Raw genomic sequence first — 16,235 nt, forward strand, 5'->3', positions numbered from 1 at the left:
AGGCATGGGAAAATGGGGATAAGAAAGCAACTATTGGCACCCCTCGATTGCAGGAGCAGTGTAAGTACACATTCCTGATGGAAAAAAATAAGCCTCAACTGCAGGAACAGTTGAGGCATCCAAAAGCAGTCGAGGCATACAAACTGTGTGGAATTATTTATTTTTTGAAACTTTTCATAAAACTATCGAAAGACTGCGTATTCAAAACGTGTTTCTTCTCTAACCATCCTCTTCTGGCTTGCTCCACGCCGTAATGCATCATGCGCAACTCGCTTACGCTGTGTGCGTCCGTATTGATAATCATTTTCACTCCCAATTCGCGTGCGACCCTAATATAATTGTCCATCAAATCCAATCGTTCAGGTTGTGCATTGATTTCGACCGCTACGTTATACTCCTTCGCAGCTTTGAGGACTTTCTCCACATCGAATTCCATGGGGGGGCGCTGACCCAAAAGACGACCCGTCGGATGACCGAGAATATTCGTTTCCGGATGTTGAATCGCTTTCAGAATCCTTTCTGTCTGCTGCGCATATGGCAAATTGAAACGCGAATGCACGGAAACCACAACCAAATCCAAAGCCGCTAGTGATTCGTCGTCTAAATCCAGCGTTCCATCCGCATGAATATCCACTTCCAAACTCCTCAGGATTTTGATTTTCGGATGTTTTTTTTGCACCTTCGCGATTTCTTTGAATTGTTGTTTCAGTTCTTTCGGTCCCAAGCCTTTCGTCATTGCCAAGGCTTTACTGTGATCGCTTATAGCCATATATTCGTATCCGAGTTCGATGCATGCCTCGACCATTTCCTCGATAGTGTTTTTTCCATCCGACCACTTCGTGTGCATCTGCAAATCACCGCGGATGTCATCGAGTTCGATCAATTTCGGTAATGCGTTCTTTGCGGCGAGTTCGATTTCTCCGTTGTTCTCGCGCATCTCCGGGGGTATCCAAGCGAGTCCCAATGCTGCGTATACATCTTTTTCCTCTTTTCCTGCAATCATCGTTCCTGTTTGACGTTTCCCTTTTAATTTGAATACACCATATTCGGAAACGCGAAGATTTTTTTCGAGTGCGAGCTTTCTCAAAGCGATGTTATGTTCCTTCGAACCCGTAAAATAACACAATGCGGCACCGTAACTTTCTCTCGGAAGAACGCGCAAATCGACCTGCAGACCCGACCCCAAAATAACCGTCGCTTTCGTCCCCCCCGCAGCCAATACTTTGCTTATCTTCGGATACTTCGTAAAATGCTCGACTATCGAATCTGCTTGCTTCCCGATGGCGAGAATATCGATATCGCCTACCGTCTCTTTTCGTCTACGATAACTTCCCGCCGCTTCTACTCTTTCGATTCCTGGTGCTTTGCGCATATACTCTAAAAGAGGAACGACGTGTTGGTCTGCTTCGCTCAATAAAAACCTTCCCGATTGCTTTTGAAATTGTTCGATGCTTTGTAAGATGTTTTCTTCGGTCTTTTTCCCGAATCCTCGAATCCCCGCAATCTTTCCTGCCTGCGCTGCCTCTTTCAATTGCTCCACTGTTTCTATTTTCAATTCTCGATACAAAGCCATTGCTTTTTTCGGTCCTAACCCCGGTAATTCCATCAATTGCACTAATGAAGGAGGAAGTTTCGCTTGTAATTCATGCAATTGGGTCAAAGTGCCCGTCTTAACGATTTCTTGGATCTTGCCCGCTAAATCCTTTCCGATTCCTGGCAATTTGTCGAGGTCTGCGCCTTCTTCTATTAATTTCCAAAGTGGCGTCGCCAATCCGCGCACGACGCGCGCAGCGTTTCGATATGCACGGATGCGAAAGGGATTTTCATCCAAAAGTTCTAAAAAATCCGCCACTCTATCGAAAATATCTGCGACCTCGTAGTTTTCCACCCTATCGACCGCTTGTTTTTCTGCGGTCTGTTCTTTTTTAGTTTCTCCGACTTCTCTTTTTTCGGCGGTTTTAATTGCACGTGTGGAAACTTGTTTAGTTACTTGTTTAGTTTTCGGCATTGTTTTTTATCACTTGTTTTTACTCACACGAAGTGATTCGTAAAGTCGCAAACGAATCTACTCGACCTCATTCTCGAATTAATTTATCACCTTTATTCAGTCGAGCCTCTTATAAATACGCTCGAAAAGCCTTGGCTGCCCCCCAGGGACTCGAACCCCAACCAACTGATCCAGAGTCAGTCGTTCTGCCATTAAACTAGGGGGCAAACGTATGCATTCTATGTGAAAGTATACCGATGCGTCAACACATCGGAATCGCCTCGATACCCAACACTTCGCAAGCCGCCTGCAGTTCCCCCATGTAGTCCCCCAAAACTGCATGGATGTGGTTGCTCGAATACATCTTCGTTAAATCTTTTCGAGGTGCATCGAAAACAGCAAAACAATGAGGCCATTCGGGACTCGTCTGCGCGGAGAGTTTCCTATCCACTTCTTCTCCGAATCTCACGAACGAACCCGTGAAAAAATGCATCCGATAACGACCGTCCTTTCTCGTAAGCCGCGCAAAAGTAACTTTATCTGCTGGGTCTGCAAAGAACTCCACAGAAGCACCTCCGCAGGGGAAATAGAGAGGATTGCTCGGATGCAAGGTCACTTCACGCCAATTGATTCTGTAATCTTCGGAACGTTTGCTGAACCACGGCGCATGTTGACCGCTGTTCACCAAGTCGTACACACCTTCACCATCGAATTTCCCTCCAGCCGCGCGGATGTCTTCAATACTGAAAAAATGCCGCAAATCCGCAAACAAAACAGGTGTCCCACTCAAATGGTGAAGAATCTGCATGGTGAGTGCGCCATTGCTGTCGCACTCCGTTGCGCATATCAAAGGCTTTTTCTTCCGCTCTTCCCAATCTGTCGTGTCATTGAATAATGCCTCTGGAACATCCATGGTGATTCCGTTCTTCCATTCTGTGTAATCGAGTTGTCCTGTCAATCCGATGAAGTCCAGACCTTCTTCTTTGCAATAATCTTTGCACGCGAGATAAAAACGAACTTGTTTCGCGAGGTGTCCATCGAGCCCATCTCTCAATCGCTCGGGATTCCATACGATTTTGCCGCAGTGGAGTTTCAACCACTCGAGACCCTCTTCCACTCGCTCGTCCGCGATTTCATCGGATAGCCATGCAAGAGTCAATTGTGAACGGTGAAACACGTGAATTCCGAATTGCTTCATCCATTGGCTCGGGTCGATGTGCCCGGTATACATCCCCATGCTCGGACCATCGAATTCTCCGTATCGCAAACCGAACAGCCGCTTTGCTGCTGCTTCGCCTTTCTTTCGCTTATCTGGTTCGTGCCTAAAAAGCCATTCTCGCATTTCGCGAGCAACCGTCTCGTTTTCTAAATCGCCGAGAACTCGTCCGAATGGCACATTGAATTCGTCAAGAGAACCTGCTGCAGCAAAGAACGCTACCCATCCAGGAAAGCCCGGGTTGATGTTCCCTAAAAAGCAAATAGGAATATTTGCGGCATGAAGGTCTCTCGCCACTTGTGCCGCAAAATCGGGAAACGCCCAAACGCAAAAATTGAAAATCACTCCATCGCATTTCTGCTCAATCATACGTGCAGCATTTTGCCGGGCAGTCAGGTAATTCCAACTGATGAATTCCCCTTCGACGACTTCATGCCCTTCCCGCCGCAACCAATCTGCAACTTTTCGCTGAAATTCGAAGCACTGTTTTTCGAGAATATCCGCCGCCCTCTTGCGGCCATCGGTGAATGTAATCACTCCTACTTTCATGAAAGAGAATTATAACGGATGGGAAACGCGCCTCTTTCGTGATGAAAAAACTTTCAGGAAATCCAGGTGGCTAAATAAGGCGATTGCTAGAAGTGTGGCTGCTCTTTAAGAACTAACCTCTAAGCTTCGAAATCCTTTCCTCGAACATTGCCTGTAATTGTCGTGCCTTGGCATCGTATGCTTCTTTATCCTGCCATGTGTCTTTCGGATTCAACAACTTAGAATCTACGTCTGGGCAAGAGACGGGAACTTCGAGATCGAAAATCGGGTCTTTTCGAAATTCCACTCCATTCAATTTTCCGGAAAGAGCGGCACGTATCAACGCGCGAGTCGCAGGCAAAGGAATTCGATGACCCACTCCGAATGCCCCCCCTGTCCATCCCGTATTCACGAGCCATACCGAAGTTTTGTGTTTTCGAATTTTCTCTCCCAACATTTCTGCATAGACGTTCGGGTGCAACGGCAAAAAAGGCGAGCCGAAACAAGTGCTGAATGTAGCCTGTGGATCGGTAATTCCCGTTTCCGTCCCTGCGATTTTCGCCGTATAGCCTAACAAAAACTGTTCCATCGTCTGCTCTTCGCTCAACTTCGCTATCGGAGGAAGAACGCCGAAGGCATCGCAGGTCAAGAAGCAAATATTCTTCGGGTGCCCCCCCACACTCGGCACGACAGCCCCTTCGATATATTCGATAGGATAACTACATCGCGTGTTCTCTGTTATAGAAGCATCATCATAATCCGGCGATCTGTCTTTTCGCAGAACTACGTTTTCCAACACAGAACCGAAGCGAATCGCATTCCATATCTGCGGTTCTCTCTCCTTCGAGAGTTTGATGCATTTTGCATAGCATCCCCCCTCGATATTGAAAACTCCGTCGTCGCTCCAGCCGTGCTCATCGTCTCCGATGAGACGACGCTCTGGATCTGCGCTCAAAGTCGTTTTGCCTGTGCCGCTCAAACCGAAGAACAGTGCCACATCGCCCGAAGAACCCATATTCGCAGAACAATGCATGCTGAGAATATTGTTTACCGGGAGTAGATAATTCATGATCGTAAAAATAGATTTCTTCATCTCACCCGCATAATGCGTTCCGCCGATCATGACCAACTTTTGCGCAAAATGAATGAGAATAAATGCCTCGGAACGAGTTCCATCCTCTTTAGGATTCGCCTGCATCTCGCAAACGTTGATTACCGTCCAATCCGGTTCGAAATACTCCAACTCTTCAGCAGTCGGACGAAGCAAGAGCGTTTTAATAAAAAGAGCGTGCCATGCTTTTTGTGTAATGAATCTCGCTTTTATACGATAACGCGGGTCTGCGCATGCAAACGTATCTACGATGTAAAGTTCTTTCCCCCGTAAATATTCATTGACTTTCGCTTTCAGGTTATTGAATTTATCCTCATCGAAAGGTTTGTTGTTTTCCCACCAAATACGTCCCTCACTCGAAGGTTCTCTTACGATGAATTTATCTAATGGTGTTCGTCCCGTAAATTTCCCAGTGCGCGTTACTAAAGCCCCATTATCTGCGAGAAGCCCTTCGTTGTTCCGAATCGCATGCTCTACGAGTTCTGCCGCGGGAAGATTTGCATAAATAGATTTCGCGTTGGACAACTCGAAATGCGACGATAAAGGTTCTGCTGTTATAGCCAAATCGGTTCTCCAAGGATGGAGCAGTTCTAATGAACCGCCTTAGTAGTCGTTCCTATCTTACCTCGCATTCAAAAAAAATTCTCCGAAAGCAGGCGAAAAGGGCGCTTCTAACTGGAAAAGTCGAGGCGAATGACCAATCATTTTATAAGCCAGATAACTATACCGGCACGGAGAAACTCCATCTTTTACTCGAGGAAAGTGTTAGGACTGCCACCTCTTTGGTCGCTCTGGAGCCTCCTCATCGGTATTCTCGTCCTATGGGGATGCGGTGGAGGAGGAAGTACCGGGAGCACTTCGTCCTTGGTGACCCTGCAAATTCAGTCCGCAGGGCTCACGGGAATACCCATCAGTGTTTCCCCTGCAGATACCACAGGGCAAACTGACGGAGTTACCCCTTTTCAAAGAATCTTCGATTCGAACACACAGGTAGTACTCGTTGCACCCACGGATGTCAATGGGATTCGTTTTACTCATTGGCAAACCTCATGGGGGGGCACGACCACATCTAATACACTACAACTCACGCTCTATAGCGATGTGGTTGTCACTGCTGTATACGATACGGGAACATGCGATGGAGACGAATTCCTACCGAATTACGTATACAACCTAACCGCCTTGCTCCATTGGCCTGGCATTCCGGTAAATGTATATTTCGTCCAAGACCAATACTACACTGATTCGCTACGCGCTATTGCCCTCGCAGGTTTCGACGAATGGACTTCGAGCACGAACGGTGTAATTCATTGGGTGATTACGACAAACCCGAACGATGCTCATATTCGCGTTTCCTTCACACCCACTCTCTCTGGCAACACATTAGGAATTACCTCATTCACGTACAGCGGAGATGTTCTTCTTCCGGTCGTGGACATGAAAATCCGAACGACTTATAACGACACTCCGCTTTTCGACGGGGATATCCAAGAAATCGCTGCTCATGAAATGGGGCACGCTATGGGGATTTATGGCCATAGTGACCAACCTTCTGATGTCATGTACCCTTCGCAAGCTCTCGGCATCGTTCATTATTTGACGATACGAGACACGAACACGATGAAGACGGGTTATTGTTGGCTATTTCTTCCCGGCATAGGACCCTCAGGCATTCCACCCGGACCGTCCACCACTCGATCACTTTACTGCCCGAAAGCAAGATGAGGGGTGATTTTCGGATGCCTACAGGCGTAAATAGGTAGAAGAGATTAAAGAAGTGGAAAAATCCCTCTTTGGTACTCTATAATGCCTTTTCAACCCATTTGCATAAAATGCAAGGAGGCAAACATGTTCAAAAAGATATTCCTTTCCATCTCGGTTCTCTCAGCGCTAATTGCGTTTTCGAGCATCTCTTTTGCTCAGATGCGCGAAGCCAATAAGCCATGGGAAATCTCTGTTGGCCTCACCTCTTGGACAGGTGACCACGATGACGCAGGTTTCGATATAGGATTTATTCTCGGAATCGATTACATCATCGGTGTTACCGAGAACTCGATGACTTTCGTCGGAGCGCGTGGAATTTGGGGCTCCGACGGATTCGACAGCCGAACTTTCGGTGGGCACATCGGGATTAAATTCAACCTGGGCGAAGCACGAGGAGCCCAACCTTTCTATGTCAAGGCTGCTGCCGGTGCATACAACACGGAGTTGAGCAATGGCGGGAGCGTCGACGAGACTGACTTCGGTGGATTCATAGGAATCGGTTACGATTTCGATTTCGGTGCGGAGACAACGAACATTCCTGCCGCATTCGAACTCGGCTATTTCTTTATGCCCGAAGTCACCAGTATAGACAACACCGGTTTTTATTTCTCTCTCGGTGTGAGAGTCTAAACCTCAGTATTCCGATTAGAACGCACAATCGGTTTTCCGATTGTGCGTTTTTTTGCTAACGCACATGAATAAGTATTAATCGCCTCTATTTCTTATTCTCTCCACTTCTTACTCCCTCCACTCTCGAGACTTTTTCTCTCTCCGTCTCTTATCCAATTACGACGCGTTCCTCCCCCACCCTTCTCGTAACACGCTGTTCGTCCATGTATTGCAGAATCGGCAGGGCGTATTTGCGAGAGGATTTCGTCGCGTCTCGAAATTGCGCTACCGTAAATTTCGGACCGAGTTTTCGAACCGTATCCTTCAATCGTTCCAATGTTTCTTTAGAATAAACGAGCCCTTCATCCAATTTCACGAGCACCCCCAATTCTATTCCGAGACGGAAAATTTCTTCTACCGCTTGCTGGGGAATACGCAATTCGTTCGCCACCTCTGATGGACTCGGCGCAATCGCTCCACGAGAATTCATCACTTCCAAGACACGTTCTAATAGCGCTTTTTGTCTTTCGTTCAACTGGATAGCAAAATCGGGATGCCGAACGTCCCCCCCCATCAGGCGAACGAATCCGTCTTCATTCAGTTTCGATAAGAAACGGTCCCACGACTTGGTGTTCCAACTAATCCCCGATGCTTGAATCAAGCGACTCTTCGGAATCGCCGCCAATGTTGGCTCTTTTTCATGAAGCGTATAAAGAATTTTTCGAATCCTCTCCGCAAGGTTCTTATAATTTTCCGCAGTTATCCAAATTCCCGCGAAACCCAGAATTTTATTCTGTTGTTTCAATTTCTCGAAGGCTTCTCCTAATTCCTGCGGTGTTCTGCCTAATGTCTCGCAAATCGCGGAGGTCTCCACACCTTCTGGATGTTTCTCGACCTCTGCGAGAATGGATTCTTCTACACTTCGCACACTATCCGTTGTCTCGTTAGTGAAAAGTTCCCTAACGGTCGGATCGCTCTTTCTACGAATACGCGCATTAGGCGTTACGATTTCTCCCCCCCCTAATAATATGGGGGGTGAATACCTTCGTATCACGAACCGCTGCCCCTTCGAACAGGCAACCGCCTCTTCGAAACGAATTTGAGCATATCCAGGCGCTGCATCGAAGAGGATCAATTTCCCGAAAAACTCACCTGAACCGATATGAACTCTCACTCGCTCCCCGTGCTTGGGTTTCTCTATCGAAACCAAACGAACATTTATACATTTCGTCTCTACTAAAGAACCAGGCGAACCTATCGCTTGTCCTCGATGCAGCGCCTCCATCTCGATGCCTGCGACATTCAATGCTGTCCTTTGTCCGGCTTCTGCTTCCTTTACGGATTCTCCATGAACTTGAATGTTCCGAATACGCACTTTCCTATTGCCGGGCATCACTACTCCCTCATCTCCGACACGAACTTTCCCTTTGGCTAACGTGCCTGTAACGACCGTGCCATGCCCCCCCACACGAAATACCCTGTCAATCGGTAAAAACCAACTCTTTTCTTCTATTTCCCGAGGACCTAAAGACAAGATTGCATCGCTAAGAGCCTTCTTCAAAGCATCCAGCCCCACTCGCTCTTTCGCAGAAACACGAACAATCGGCGATTCGGCATAGGGTGTATTTTCGAGCAACGCACGAATGTCCATCTCCACGATGTCTTGTGTTTCTTCATCTGTCATATCGCACTTCGTCATCGCAACGACCATTTTCCTCGCTTCCAGTAAGCGAATAATTTCGAAATGTTCGCGCGTTTGCGGCATCACGCTCTCATCCGAAGCGACACACAACAGCGCCACATCCACTCCCCACGCGCCTGCAAGCATATTTTTTATAAATCGCTCGTGACCCGGAACGTCAACGATACTCACCCTCCCTATCTCCGGCAAATCAAGATATGCAAAACCGATATCTATCGTAAGCCCTCGCGTCTTTTCTTCGGGTAAGCGGTCGGTGTCTATTCCCGTGAGTGCAGCAATTAACGTCGTTTTGCCGTGGTCTACATGTCCTGCAGTGCCAATCAAATACGCCATAAGATTTCAATTATGTAAGGACGGTATAAGCCACTGCCTGCGTTATATACGAAAAATATTTGAATAGAAAAATGCCCCCCCATAAATCAATTCAATCCCGGAATAGAGTGGCTTTGGATTTCTCCGTCTCGACAAACCCACGCAACGAAACCGTCTTTGCTCGCTGCCGCTCCCCAATCTCCTGAGCGTGTCACTCCGAAAACCACATTGCACTTTTCTTTTGTTTCCGGTTTTCTTCGAATCATTCTGCGTATCGCATCTTCGCATGCCTCTTTTGCATTCATTCCAATGCGCATGTTCTCTACTGCACGATAGGAAAGCATGAAACGCCATATATCCTCGCCGATACCCGTCGCCCCCGCCGCTCCTGCCTCATCATCGGCATAAAATCCAGCACCGACAATCGGAGAATCACCAACGCGCCCCGGCATTTTCCAAGCGAGACCGCTCGTACTGCAAGCAGCGACCAGGTGCGCATCATCCCCCCCTGAAATCCCGTCGGCGAAATTACCGCTCTCCCATCCTACGATAGTTACGGTATCCGATACGAGATGAGCGACTTCCGCTTCCCGTTTTTCTCGCTTCCATTTTTCGTATTCTCGCAAACTGTATTCCGAATGAAGACACATAGGTTGAAAATTCAACCGCTCAGCGAATCTCCTCGCTTGGTCTCCTGCTAACATTACGTGGGAAGTGTTCTCCATAACTTTTCGCGCCAATGAAATCGCAGGAACAATTCCTCGAACTGCGCACACCGCACCTGCCTCGAGATTTCTACCATCCATAATTCCGGCATCTAGTTCCTGTTCTCCATCGGCATTCGGCAAAGAGCCGAAACCCACCGCGCGGAAAGAGGGGTCCATCTCGACTTCTATGAGGCCTCTTTCACAAGAAGTGAGCAAATCTCGCGTTTCCAAATACGTTTCGTAAGCCCTCCGAACACACGGCTCACCCGCATCTCGCCAAGTCGAAACGAAAAGAACGGACATAGGTTAAAGTTTGCCATAAATTCATCTATAATTTTCGCAAGAATAAAATGATGTCACCCGCGAACGACCATCCCGAGACATGGTATCCGTTTCCGATATGCCCGGCATGCGGAAGAAAACTTTATCTCGTCGAAGTGGCAGGCACCATACAGTGCGCCAATTGCGGATGGGTTTGCGAAACATGCTGTGAGGGGGGTGTACCGTTAGAAGGCGAAGCCTGTCCCGTTCCACAAACGAAGACACCCGAAAAAAAACAGAACGAAAAATCTTCGAAACCCAATAAAAAAAATAACAAAAATCAAAAATAACTTCCTTTTGGGTAAGCGACTTCCGATATCTTATAAATTCCGATGTCTTATAAAACGAATCGTACTAATGTCGCTTCTACGAATAGAATTCCAAATGAAAAACTTCCTCGAATGCCGCAGTTGCTTCTCGCATCGCTTCATGTATCGTGACATCTCTTCCCGTCTCTAATTTTAAAGAAGTCATTGGATGACCGACGATTCCGCATGGAACAATCCAGGAGAAAGGAGTCATGTCGTTGTTACAATTCAGCGCTATTCCATGGATATTGATCCACCGGCTCACCTTGATTCCTATCGAAGCGATTTTCTTTTGCCCCACCCAAACACCTGTATAACCCGGATAGCGATGCGCTTCGATTCCAAAACGTTGTACGGTTCGAATCACCGCTTCCTCCAATAGTCTCAGCCATTCATGCACGTCTTTGGAATGTTCGCGGATATCGAAAATGGGATAAATCACCAATTGGTCGGGACCGTGATAGGTGATGTCACCCCCCCTGTCTGTTCGTATAATCTCGATTCCCCGCTTTGCGTATTCCTCCGAGGGCAACAAAAGGTTTTCTTGGTGAAACCCAGCACCCAATGTGATGACTGGGTTGTGTTCGACGAAAAGCAACGTATCGAAAATCTCCACGCCCGCCCTTTTCTTGGCGAAATCTTTCTGAACCTCCCAACACTCCTCATATCCCACCCTTCCGAGCCATTTCACCTGTGCTCGAATTTTATGTGGAAGCAATTTCTCTTCACGGTCCGAGAAAGGTTTCATTGCAGAGGGAATTTCGCACATTTTTTCAAGATTATCATAAAAACTATCTTTTTTGGAATAAAAGTTCTTTTAAGAATCTGGCGCGCCCGAAGGGATTTGAACCCCCGACTTCCTCCTCCGGAGGGAGGCGCTCTTTCCGCTGAGCTACGGGCGCGCTATGATGTTTGCAACTTCCGCCTGTTTAAACACGAATTTATAATGAGTATGACATTTAGCCGACGTTACATACAAACCTCATTTTATTGCGCAAAAAAAACTCCTCTGCGGGCATACTCTTTTATCTCATGAAGAAAAGGCTGTTTCTTTTCGCGCTTCTTATCGTGGTTATCGGCTTTATCGGATTCCGATGCCTTCGCCCGGGAAGTGAGGAAGCCTCCGCTCCTCAAACCGCTAAAGTAGAGCGAGGCGAATTGCTCGTTACGGTAGTGGAATCCGGAAATATCGAAGCGGTAACTCATGTCGAAGTAAAAAGCCGCGTTTCAGGTCGCGTTTCCGAAATTGTCGTCGAAGAAGGGGACAGAATCGAAAAAGGTGACCTCATCGGGAAAATAGACCCGCAAGAACTACGTTTGCAACTCGAGCAAACCTCCGCACAATTGAAAGGCGCTGAAAGCGTCGTAAGGCGCTCGGAAAAAAATATCCCTATCCTGCAAAAAGAACTGAAGGAAGAACTCGTTCGTGCAGAAGCACGCTATCTTCAGGCGAAACGCGCAATGGAAACTCAACCGGCTCTCAGTCAAAATTCCATACAACAAGCGCGTGCGGCTTATGAACAAGCAAAACAGGCTCTCGAACTTCTAATTTCGACCACACATCCCAGAGAACGCGTAAATGCAGAAGCAGAAGTTCGGAAAGCGAAAGCGACGTTCGAAAACGATAAAAGAAATTACGAAAGGCAAGTTTCGTTATACCAAAAAGGGTACGTATCGGAAAGGTCAGTAAATGACGCTCGTACACAGATGGAACTTTCCGAAGCGAATTATCAACAGGCGCAAGATGCATTAGCAAGACTTAAATCGCGTCATGAAACGGAGGTGAAAAACGCCCAGCAAAACGTGAAACAGGCGGAGGCAGCGTTAAATCAAGCGCTTGCAAATGCCGAACTCGACAAAAATCGCAATGAAGAATATCGAGAAGCAAAAGCGGCTTATGAGCAAGCGAAAAATAACCTGAATCGAGTGGAACTGGAAAGGCAATCTCTTTTACAAGCGGCAGCCCAAGCCGAACAACTTCGCATAGCCGTCGCCGATAATTTGCGTCAACTCAGCGAGACGGAAATCCGTGCGCCGATTTCCGGCGTCGTAACGCGAAAACTCGTCGAGCCTGGTGAATTAGTAACGGCATTGAGTAGCTTCACGGGGGGGACGACCGTCGTGGAGATTGCCGACCTTTCCCAATTGCGGGTGAAGTTGGAAGTCAACGAAATAGACGTTGCGAAAATACGCAAAGGAATGAAAGCAGAAATCGAAATCGACGCATTCCCCGATAGAAAATTTTCAGGAGTCATCTCTAAAATTGCTCCTGCGAATGTGGTAGAAGCGACAGCGACGACAGCATCTCCCGTCGTAAAATACGGTGTCGAAGTGCTCTTGACGGAACGCGATACGAGAATCAAACCCGGAATGTCGGCGAAATGCACGATAAAAGTGCTCGATAAGAAAAACGTTCTCAAAGTCCCCATCGAATACGTCGGAAAGGATTCGAAAGGCTTCTATGTTATGGTAGCGAAAGAAGTTCCTAAAAAGGGGAAGCCGCCTTCGACAGAACGTCGTGAAGTTCGAGTCGGTGCTTCGAGCGCAACCCACATGGAAATTCTTTCCGGGGTTCGTGAAGGAGAAACCGTCGTAATGCCACCGTATGAAGGTCCTCCGCGAAAAGGCGCAATTCAAATCGGGGAAGAATGACAGGAATTATTCAAGCGTTTCTCATTGCGCTCGATATGTTGCTCGCTCATAAGTTGCGCGCTGTCTTGACGATTTTAGGTGTGATTATTGGCGTGATGAGCGTTACGATTATTTTCATGTTGTCCGAAGGGTTTCAACTTTATCTCAAAACTCAGTTCCTTCGATTAGGCGCAGACACGATCTTTCTATTTTATGACCCAGGGCGACGTATGCGAGGGCAAACCACGGGGGGGATCGAAGATCTTCGTATGAGCGACCTCGATTATATCCGCAATCGCTCACAACTCATCGAAATTGCTTCCGCTTATAACGAAATCGGTGGACGAACCGTGCGCTACGGTGAACAAGAAATGTCGAATCCGAGAATACAAGCGGTTGACGAACACTTCCCCACCTTGAACCGCCTAAAGGTTATCGAAGGTCGCCATCTAACGGAAAAGGACATCAAAGAACGAAACAACGTTTGCGTGATAGGGGTCGAGATTCGAAGTCGTTTGTTCGGAAGCGAATCACCGATTGGTAAAAAAATTCTTCTTCCTGGAATCACGTTAGAAGTCGTGGGGGTTTTGGAGGAGATCGAGTTCATGGGCGAAGGAACTGGCAGAGCGTTGTTGATTCCCATAACTACGGTTCAAGACAAATGGTTAGGGGGGGACGACCTCATGTTAATTTTAATGCGCCCGAAACCTGGTGTAACGGTGGAACAGGCGATGGACGAGGTGTGGCAAATCATGATGCGAAAATCCGGAAACCGCCCTATTTACCGCTTGGATTCTCGCGGTTCTATTTTGCAAACTTTCGGAGCCATCATCCGAGTTGCAGGAATAATTTTAGGTGCAATCGCTGCACTCTCTCTATTGGTGGGGGGGATTGGAATCATGAACATTATGCTGGTTTCCGTAACGGAACGAACACGTGAAATTGGTCTTCGCAAAGCAGTGGGGGCGACCCGCACTGCGATTTTGATGCAATTTTTGGTGGAATCCGCGACTCTTTCTCTTGCTGGGGGAATGATTGGAATGGGTTTAGGCTGGTTGATTGGCTACGCAGGCTCTACGGCTACGAAAGCAATGGGAATAATGGGGGGGACGGGATTCATGGTTTCCTTTCCCGTTTGGGCTGCCTTGTTCGCGCTTGCCTTCTCCGCAAGTGTGGGGATAGTGTTCGGAATGTATCCCGCGATGCGTGCCGCCTCTCTCGATCCGATTGTCGCTTTGAGAGCAGAATGAAATCTAATCAGATTCTAATACTCGATGAGAGAACGAACGTCGTAACCGCGCAACGTGTGCCGCCCTGGCAAAAAAGTTAATTCGATTAAAAAACAAAACCCAGCGACCTTGCCTCCCAAACGCTCGATGAGACGAGCAGTTGCTAAAGCAGTTCCTCCGGTTGCTAACAAATCATCAACGACGACCGCATTATCATCTCCGTTAATGGCATCCGCATGCATTTCCACGGTATTCGTCCCATATTCCAACGCGTATTCTTCGGAAATCGTCTTATGCGGCAATTTGCCCAATTTACGAACTACAGCCAGCGGTAAACCCAACTTTATCGCCATCGGAGCGCCGAAAAGGAACCCCCGCGATTCGATTGCGACAATGATGTTGGGACGCATTTCTGAAGCAATCTCACAAAAATGCTCAATACATTCACGAAACGCATGTGGATCTAACAATATCGGGGTGATGTCTTTGAAAATGATGCCGGCCGTAGGAAAATCCGGGATATCGCGCACCAATTGCTTTGCTTTGAGTTCGAGAGGCATTCCAGGCGAATATATACCCCGTGCGTAGATAAACCCTACCCCTGGAAAAAATTTCAGGGCGATTTTTCGAACTTTTTTAAAAATTCCCCTTGCAAAATCCTTCCTTAGAAAGAAAAAGAGGTGTAAACTATTGTTAGGCACTTAGCCAGAGGTATTTCATGATTTTTGCAAGAGCGCAGGAAGCTCTACTTACTGACCCGAGAGAATACGAGGCTCAACTCGTCTTTCGAGCTCGCCAGGACGATGAAGAGGCCATCCGTGAACTCATAGACAGGCATAGAGTTCGCCTTATCAGGACGGCATCGAACATTCTCCACAATCCTACCGAAGCCGAGGACATAGCCCAAGAAAGTTTCTTGAAGGCATTCCGAGAACTTCACAGGTTGAGAGACGATAGGGCTTTCGCCTCCTTTATCTACCGAATTTGCGTGCGTCTCTGCGTAGACCACCTAAGACTCAAAAGAGCGGAGACCTCGCCGCTCGAGCCGACTATGCCTTTAGTCAACGGAACAATAGAGACCCGTCTCCTCGTCGGCAAACTTCTCGAAAAATTACCCCCCGATTTGCGAACTACTCTGCTCCTTCGAGAAGTCGAACAATTGAGTTATTCAGAGGTCGCGGCTGTGATGAAGGTTCCGATCGGGACGGTCCGTTCACGGCTTCATACAGCACGAGAACGATTCCGGCTCTTATGGCTCTCTGCCAACGAAGGCAGGGCCGGAGATATAGAGTAATTCGTAATTTTTTATGTAATGGACAAACGGTGGACTAAGAAACATGTTTTTTAAATTTTTTAGAAAAAGCGAATGCGAAAAATTCAAATACCTTATAGGGGCGGATGAATTTTCTTCTGCTTCGTCTAACGATAGAATTTTTACCATCGAGCATCCTCTTCGATGTGAATCATGCCGCGCTTACGAAACACAAGTGAGAGCCAGCCTAAGCGCACTGCGAAAAAGCGCTTCAAACTATTCTGGAAGTGAAAATTTTACAGACAAGGTTATGTTAGCACGACGCAACGAATTGCAATCTCAAAAAGTGTACGGAACGCAATTAGCTCTTGTCGGTGCAGTCACTGGCGCTGTTATCTTTTTGGCATTGCTCCAAATCCTCACAATCCAACCAAAAATCAATCAAGGAGATCCAACGGGCACGGCTCGAGTAGATGTCCATACTGCGCCTTTTACGATCTTCGAAACTCCTACCGACTCCCCAAAAACGTTTTTACCGAACGACGGGTAATTTCTATC

Annotated in this window: 14 protein-coding genes and 2 tRNA genes; 7 read left to right on the forward strand and 9 right to left on the reverse strand. The window is 47.4% G+C overall.

All coding sequences use genetic code 11. The features are described 5' to 3' along the window. Window positions 1–157: 157 nt before the first annotated feature. The 4 genes from polX to pckA all read right to left on the reverse strand — a co-directional run bounded on the left by polX (window position 158) and on the right by pckA (window position 5,406). Window positions 158–2,008 carry a DNA polymerase/3'-5' exonuclease PolX gene (polX, locus tag VNK96_08745; protein HWP31790.1) on the reverse strand — a complete coding sequence of 617 codons (1,851 nt, stop codon included), beginning with the start codon at window positions 2,006–2,008 and terminating at the stop codon, window positions 158–160. A gap of 132 nt (window positions 2,009–2,140) precedes the next feature. Beyond that, window positions 2,141–2,214 (reverse strand) — tRNA-Gln (locus tag VNK96_08750). Between the two features lie 35 nt (window positions 2,215–2,249). Then, window positions 2,250–3,752, reverse strand: a complete 1,503-nt coding sequence (locus tag VNK96_08755; GenBank protein ID HWP31791.1) for a hypothetical protein — start codon at window positions 3,750–3,752, stop codon at window positions 2,250–2,252. Window positions 3,753–3,864: 112 nt separating this feature from the next. Beyond that, complete coding sequence (gene pckA, locus VNK96_08760) at window positions 3,865–5,406, reverse strand: phosphoenolpyruvate carboxykinase (ATP) (GenBank protein HWP31792.1); 1,542 nt, start codon at window positions 5,404–5,406, stop codon at window positions 3,865–3,867. A gap of 198 nt (window positions 5,407–5,604) precedes the next feature. On the opposite strand from pckA, the gene VNK96_08765 reads away from it, so the two are divergent. Together VNK96_08765 and VNK96_08770 are read left to right on the forward strand one after the other, a co-directional pair. After that, window positions 5,605–6,567, forward strand: a complete 963-nt coding sequence (locus VNK96_08765; protein ID HWP31793.1) for a matrixin family metalloprotease — start codon at window positions 5,605–5,607, stop codon at window positions 6,565–6,567. 123 nt (window positions 6,568–6,690) lie between these two features. After that, window positions 6,691–7,236 (forward strand): outer membrane beta-barrel protein, encoded by a 546-nt coding sequence (locus tag VNK96_08770; GenBank protein ID HWP31794.1) that lies wholly within the window; start codon window positions 6,691–6,693, stop codon window positions 7,234–7,236. A 148-nt stretch (window positions 7,237–7,384) separates the two neighbouring features. On the opposite strand, the gene selB is transcribed toward VNK96_08770, so the two are convergent. Together selB and VNK96_08780 are read right to left on the reverse strand one after the other, a co-directional pair. Then, on the reverse strand, window positions 7,385–9,250 hold the full coding sequence (gene selB / locus VNK96_08775; protein ID HWP31795.1) for a selenocysteine-specific translation elongation factor: 1,866 nt from the start codon (window positions 9,248–9,250) through the stop codon (window positions 7,385–7,387). Between the two features lie 86 nt (window positions 9,251–9,336). After that, window positions 9,337–10,239, reverse strand: a complete 903-nt coding sequence (locus VNK96_08780) for an isoaspartyl peptidase/L-asparaginase (protein HWP31796.1) — start codon at window positions 10,237–10,239, stop codon at window positions 9,337–9,339. Window positions 10,240–10,286: 47 nt separating this feature from the next. Between VNK96_08780 and VNK96_08785 the strand changes: the two genes are divergently transcribed. Beyond that, complete coding sequence (locus tag VNK96_08785) at window positions 10,287–10,547, forward strand: hypothetical protein (protein ID HWP31797.1); 261 nt, start codon at window positions 10,287–10,289, stop codon at window positions 10,545–10,547. 76 nt (window positions 10,548–10,623) lie between these two features. Here VNK96_08785 and lipB read toward each other — a convergent pair whose 3' ends face one another. After that, on the reverse strand, window positions 10,624–11,313 hold the full coding sequence (gene lipB, locus VNK96_08790; protein HWP31798.1) for a lipoyl(octanoyl) transferase LipB: 690 nt from the start codon (window positions 11,311–11,313) through the stop codon (window positions 10,624–10,626). A gap of 78 nt (window positions 11,314–11,391) precedes the next feature. Further along, window positions 11,392–11,467: transfer RNA gene (locus VNK96_08795), tRNA-Arg, on the reverse strand. A 130-nt stretch (window positions 11,468–11,597) separates the two neighbouring features. On the opposite strand from VNK96_08795, the gene VNK96_08800 reads away from it, so the two are divergent. Together VNK96_08800 and VNK96_08805 are read left to right on the forward strand one after the other, a co-directional pair. After that, complete coding sequence (locus tag VNK96_08800; GenBank protein HWP31799.1) at window positions 11,598–13,217, forward strand: efflux RND transporter periplasmic adaptor subunit; 1,620 nt, start codon at window positions 11,598–11,600, stop codon at window positions 13,215–13,217. Further along, on the forward strand, window positions 13,214–14,446 hold the full coding sequence (locus VNK96_08805; GenBank protein ID HWP31800.1) for an ABC transporter permease: 1,233 nt from the start codon (window positions 13,214–13,216) through the stop codon (window positions 14,444–14,446). Before VNK96_08800 ends, VNK96_08805 begins: the two co-directional genes overlap by 4 nt. Window positions 14,447–14,460: 14 nt before the next feature. On the opposite strand, the gene VNK96_08810 is transcribed toward VNK96_08805, so the two are convergent. Continuing rightward, the gene (locus tag VNK96_08810) at window positions 14,461–14,985 is read right to left on the reverse strand and encodes an adenine phosphoribosyltransferase (protein ID HWP31801.1); all 525 of its coding nucleotides are present in this window, start codon (window positions 14,983–14,985) and stop codon (window positions 14,461–14,463) included. Window positions 14,986–15,143: 158 nt separating this feature from the next. Between VNK96_08810 and VNK96_08815 the strand changes: the two genes are divergently transcribed. Beyond that, the gene (locus VNK96_08815) at window positions 15,144–15,719 is read left to right on the forward strand and encodes a sigma-70 family RNA polymerase sigma factor (protein HWP31802.1); all 576 of its coding nucleotides are present in this window, start codon (window positions 15,144–15,146) and stop codon (window positions 15,717–15,719) included. A gap of 43 nt (window positions 15,720–15,762) precedes the next feature. Then, window positions 15,763–16,227, forward strand: coding sequence for a hypothetical protein (locus VNK96_08820; protein ID HWP31803.1), 465 nt, complete (start codon window positions 15,763–15,765; stop codon window positions 16,225–16,227). The last annotated feature ends 8 nt before the right edge of the window (window positions 16,228–16,235 follow it).

The sequence above is a fragment of the Fimbriimonadales bacterium genome (assembly GCA_035559795.1).
Lineage (GTDB): Bacteria > Armatimonadota > Fimbriimonadia > Fimbriimonadales > ATM1 > DATMAR01.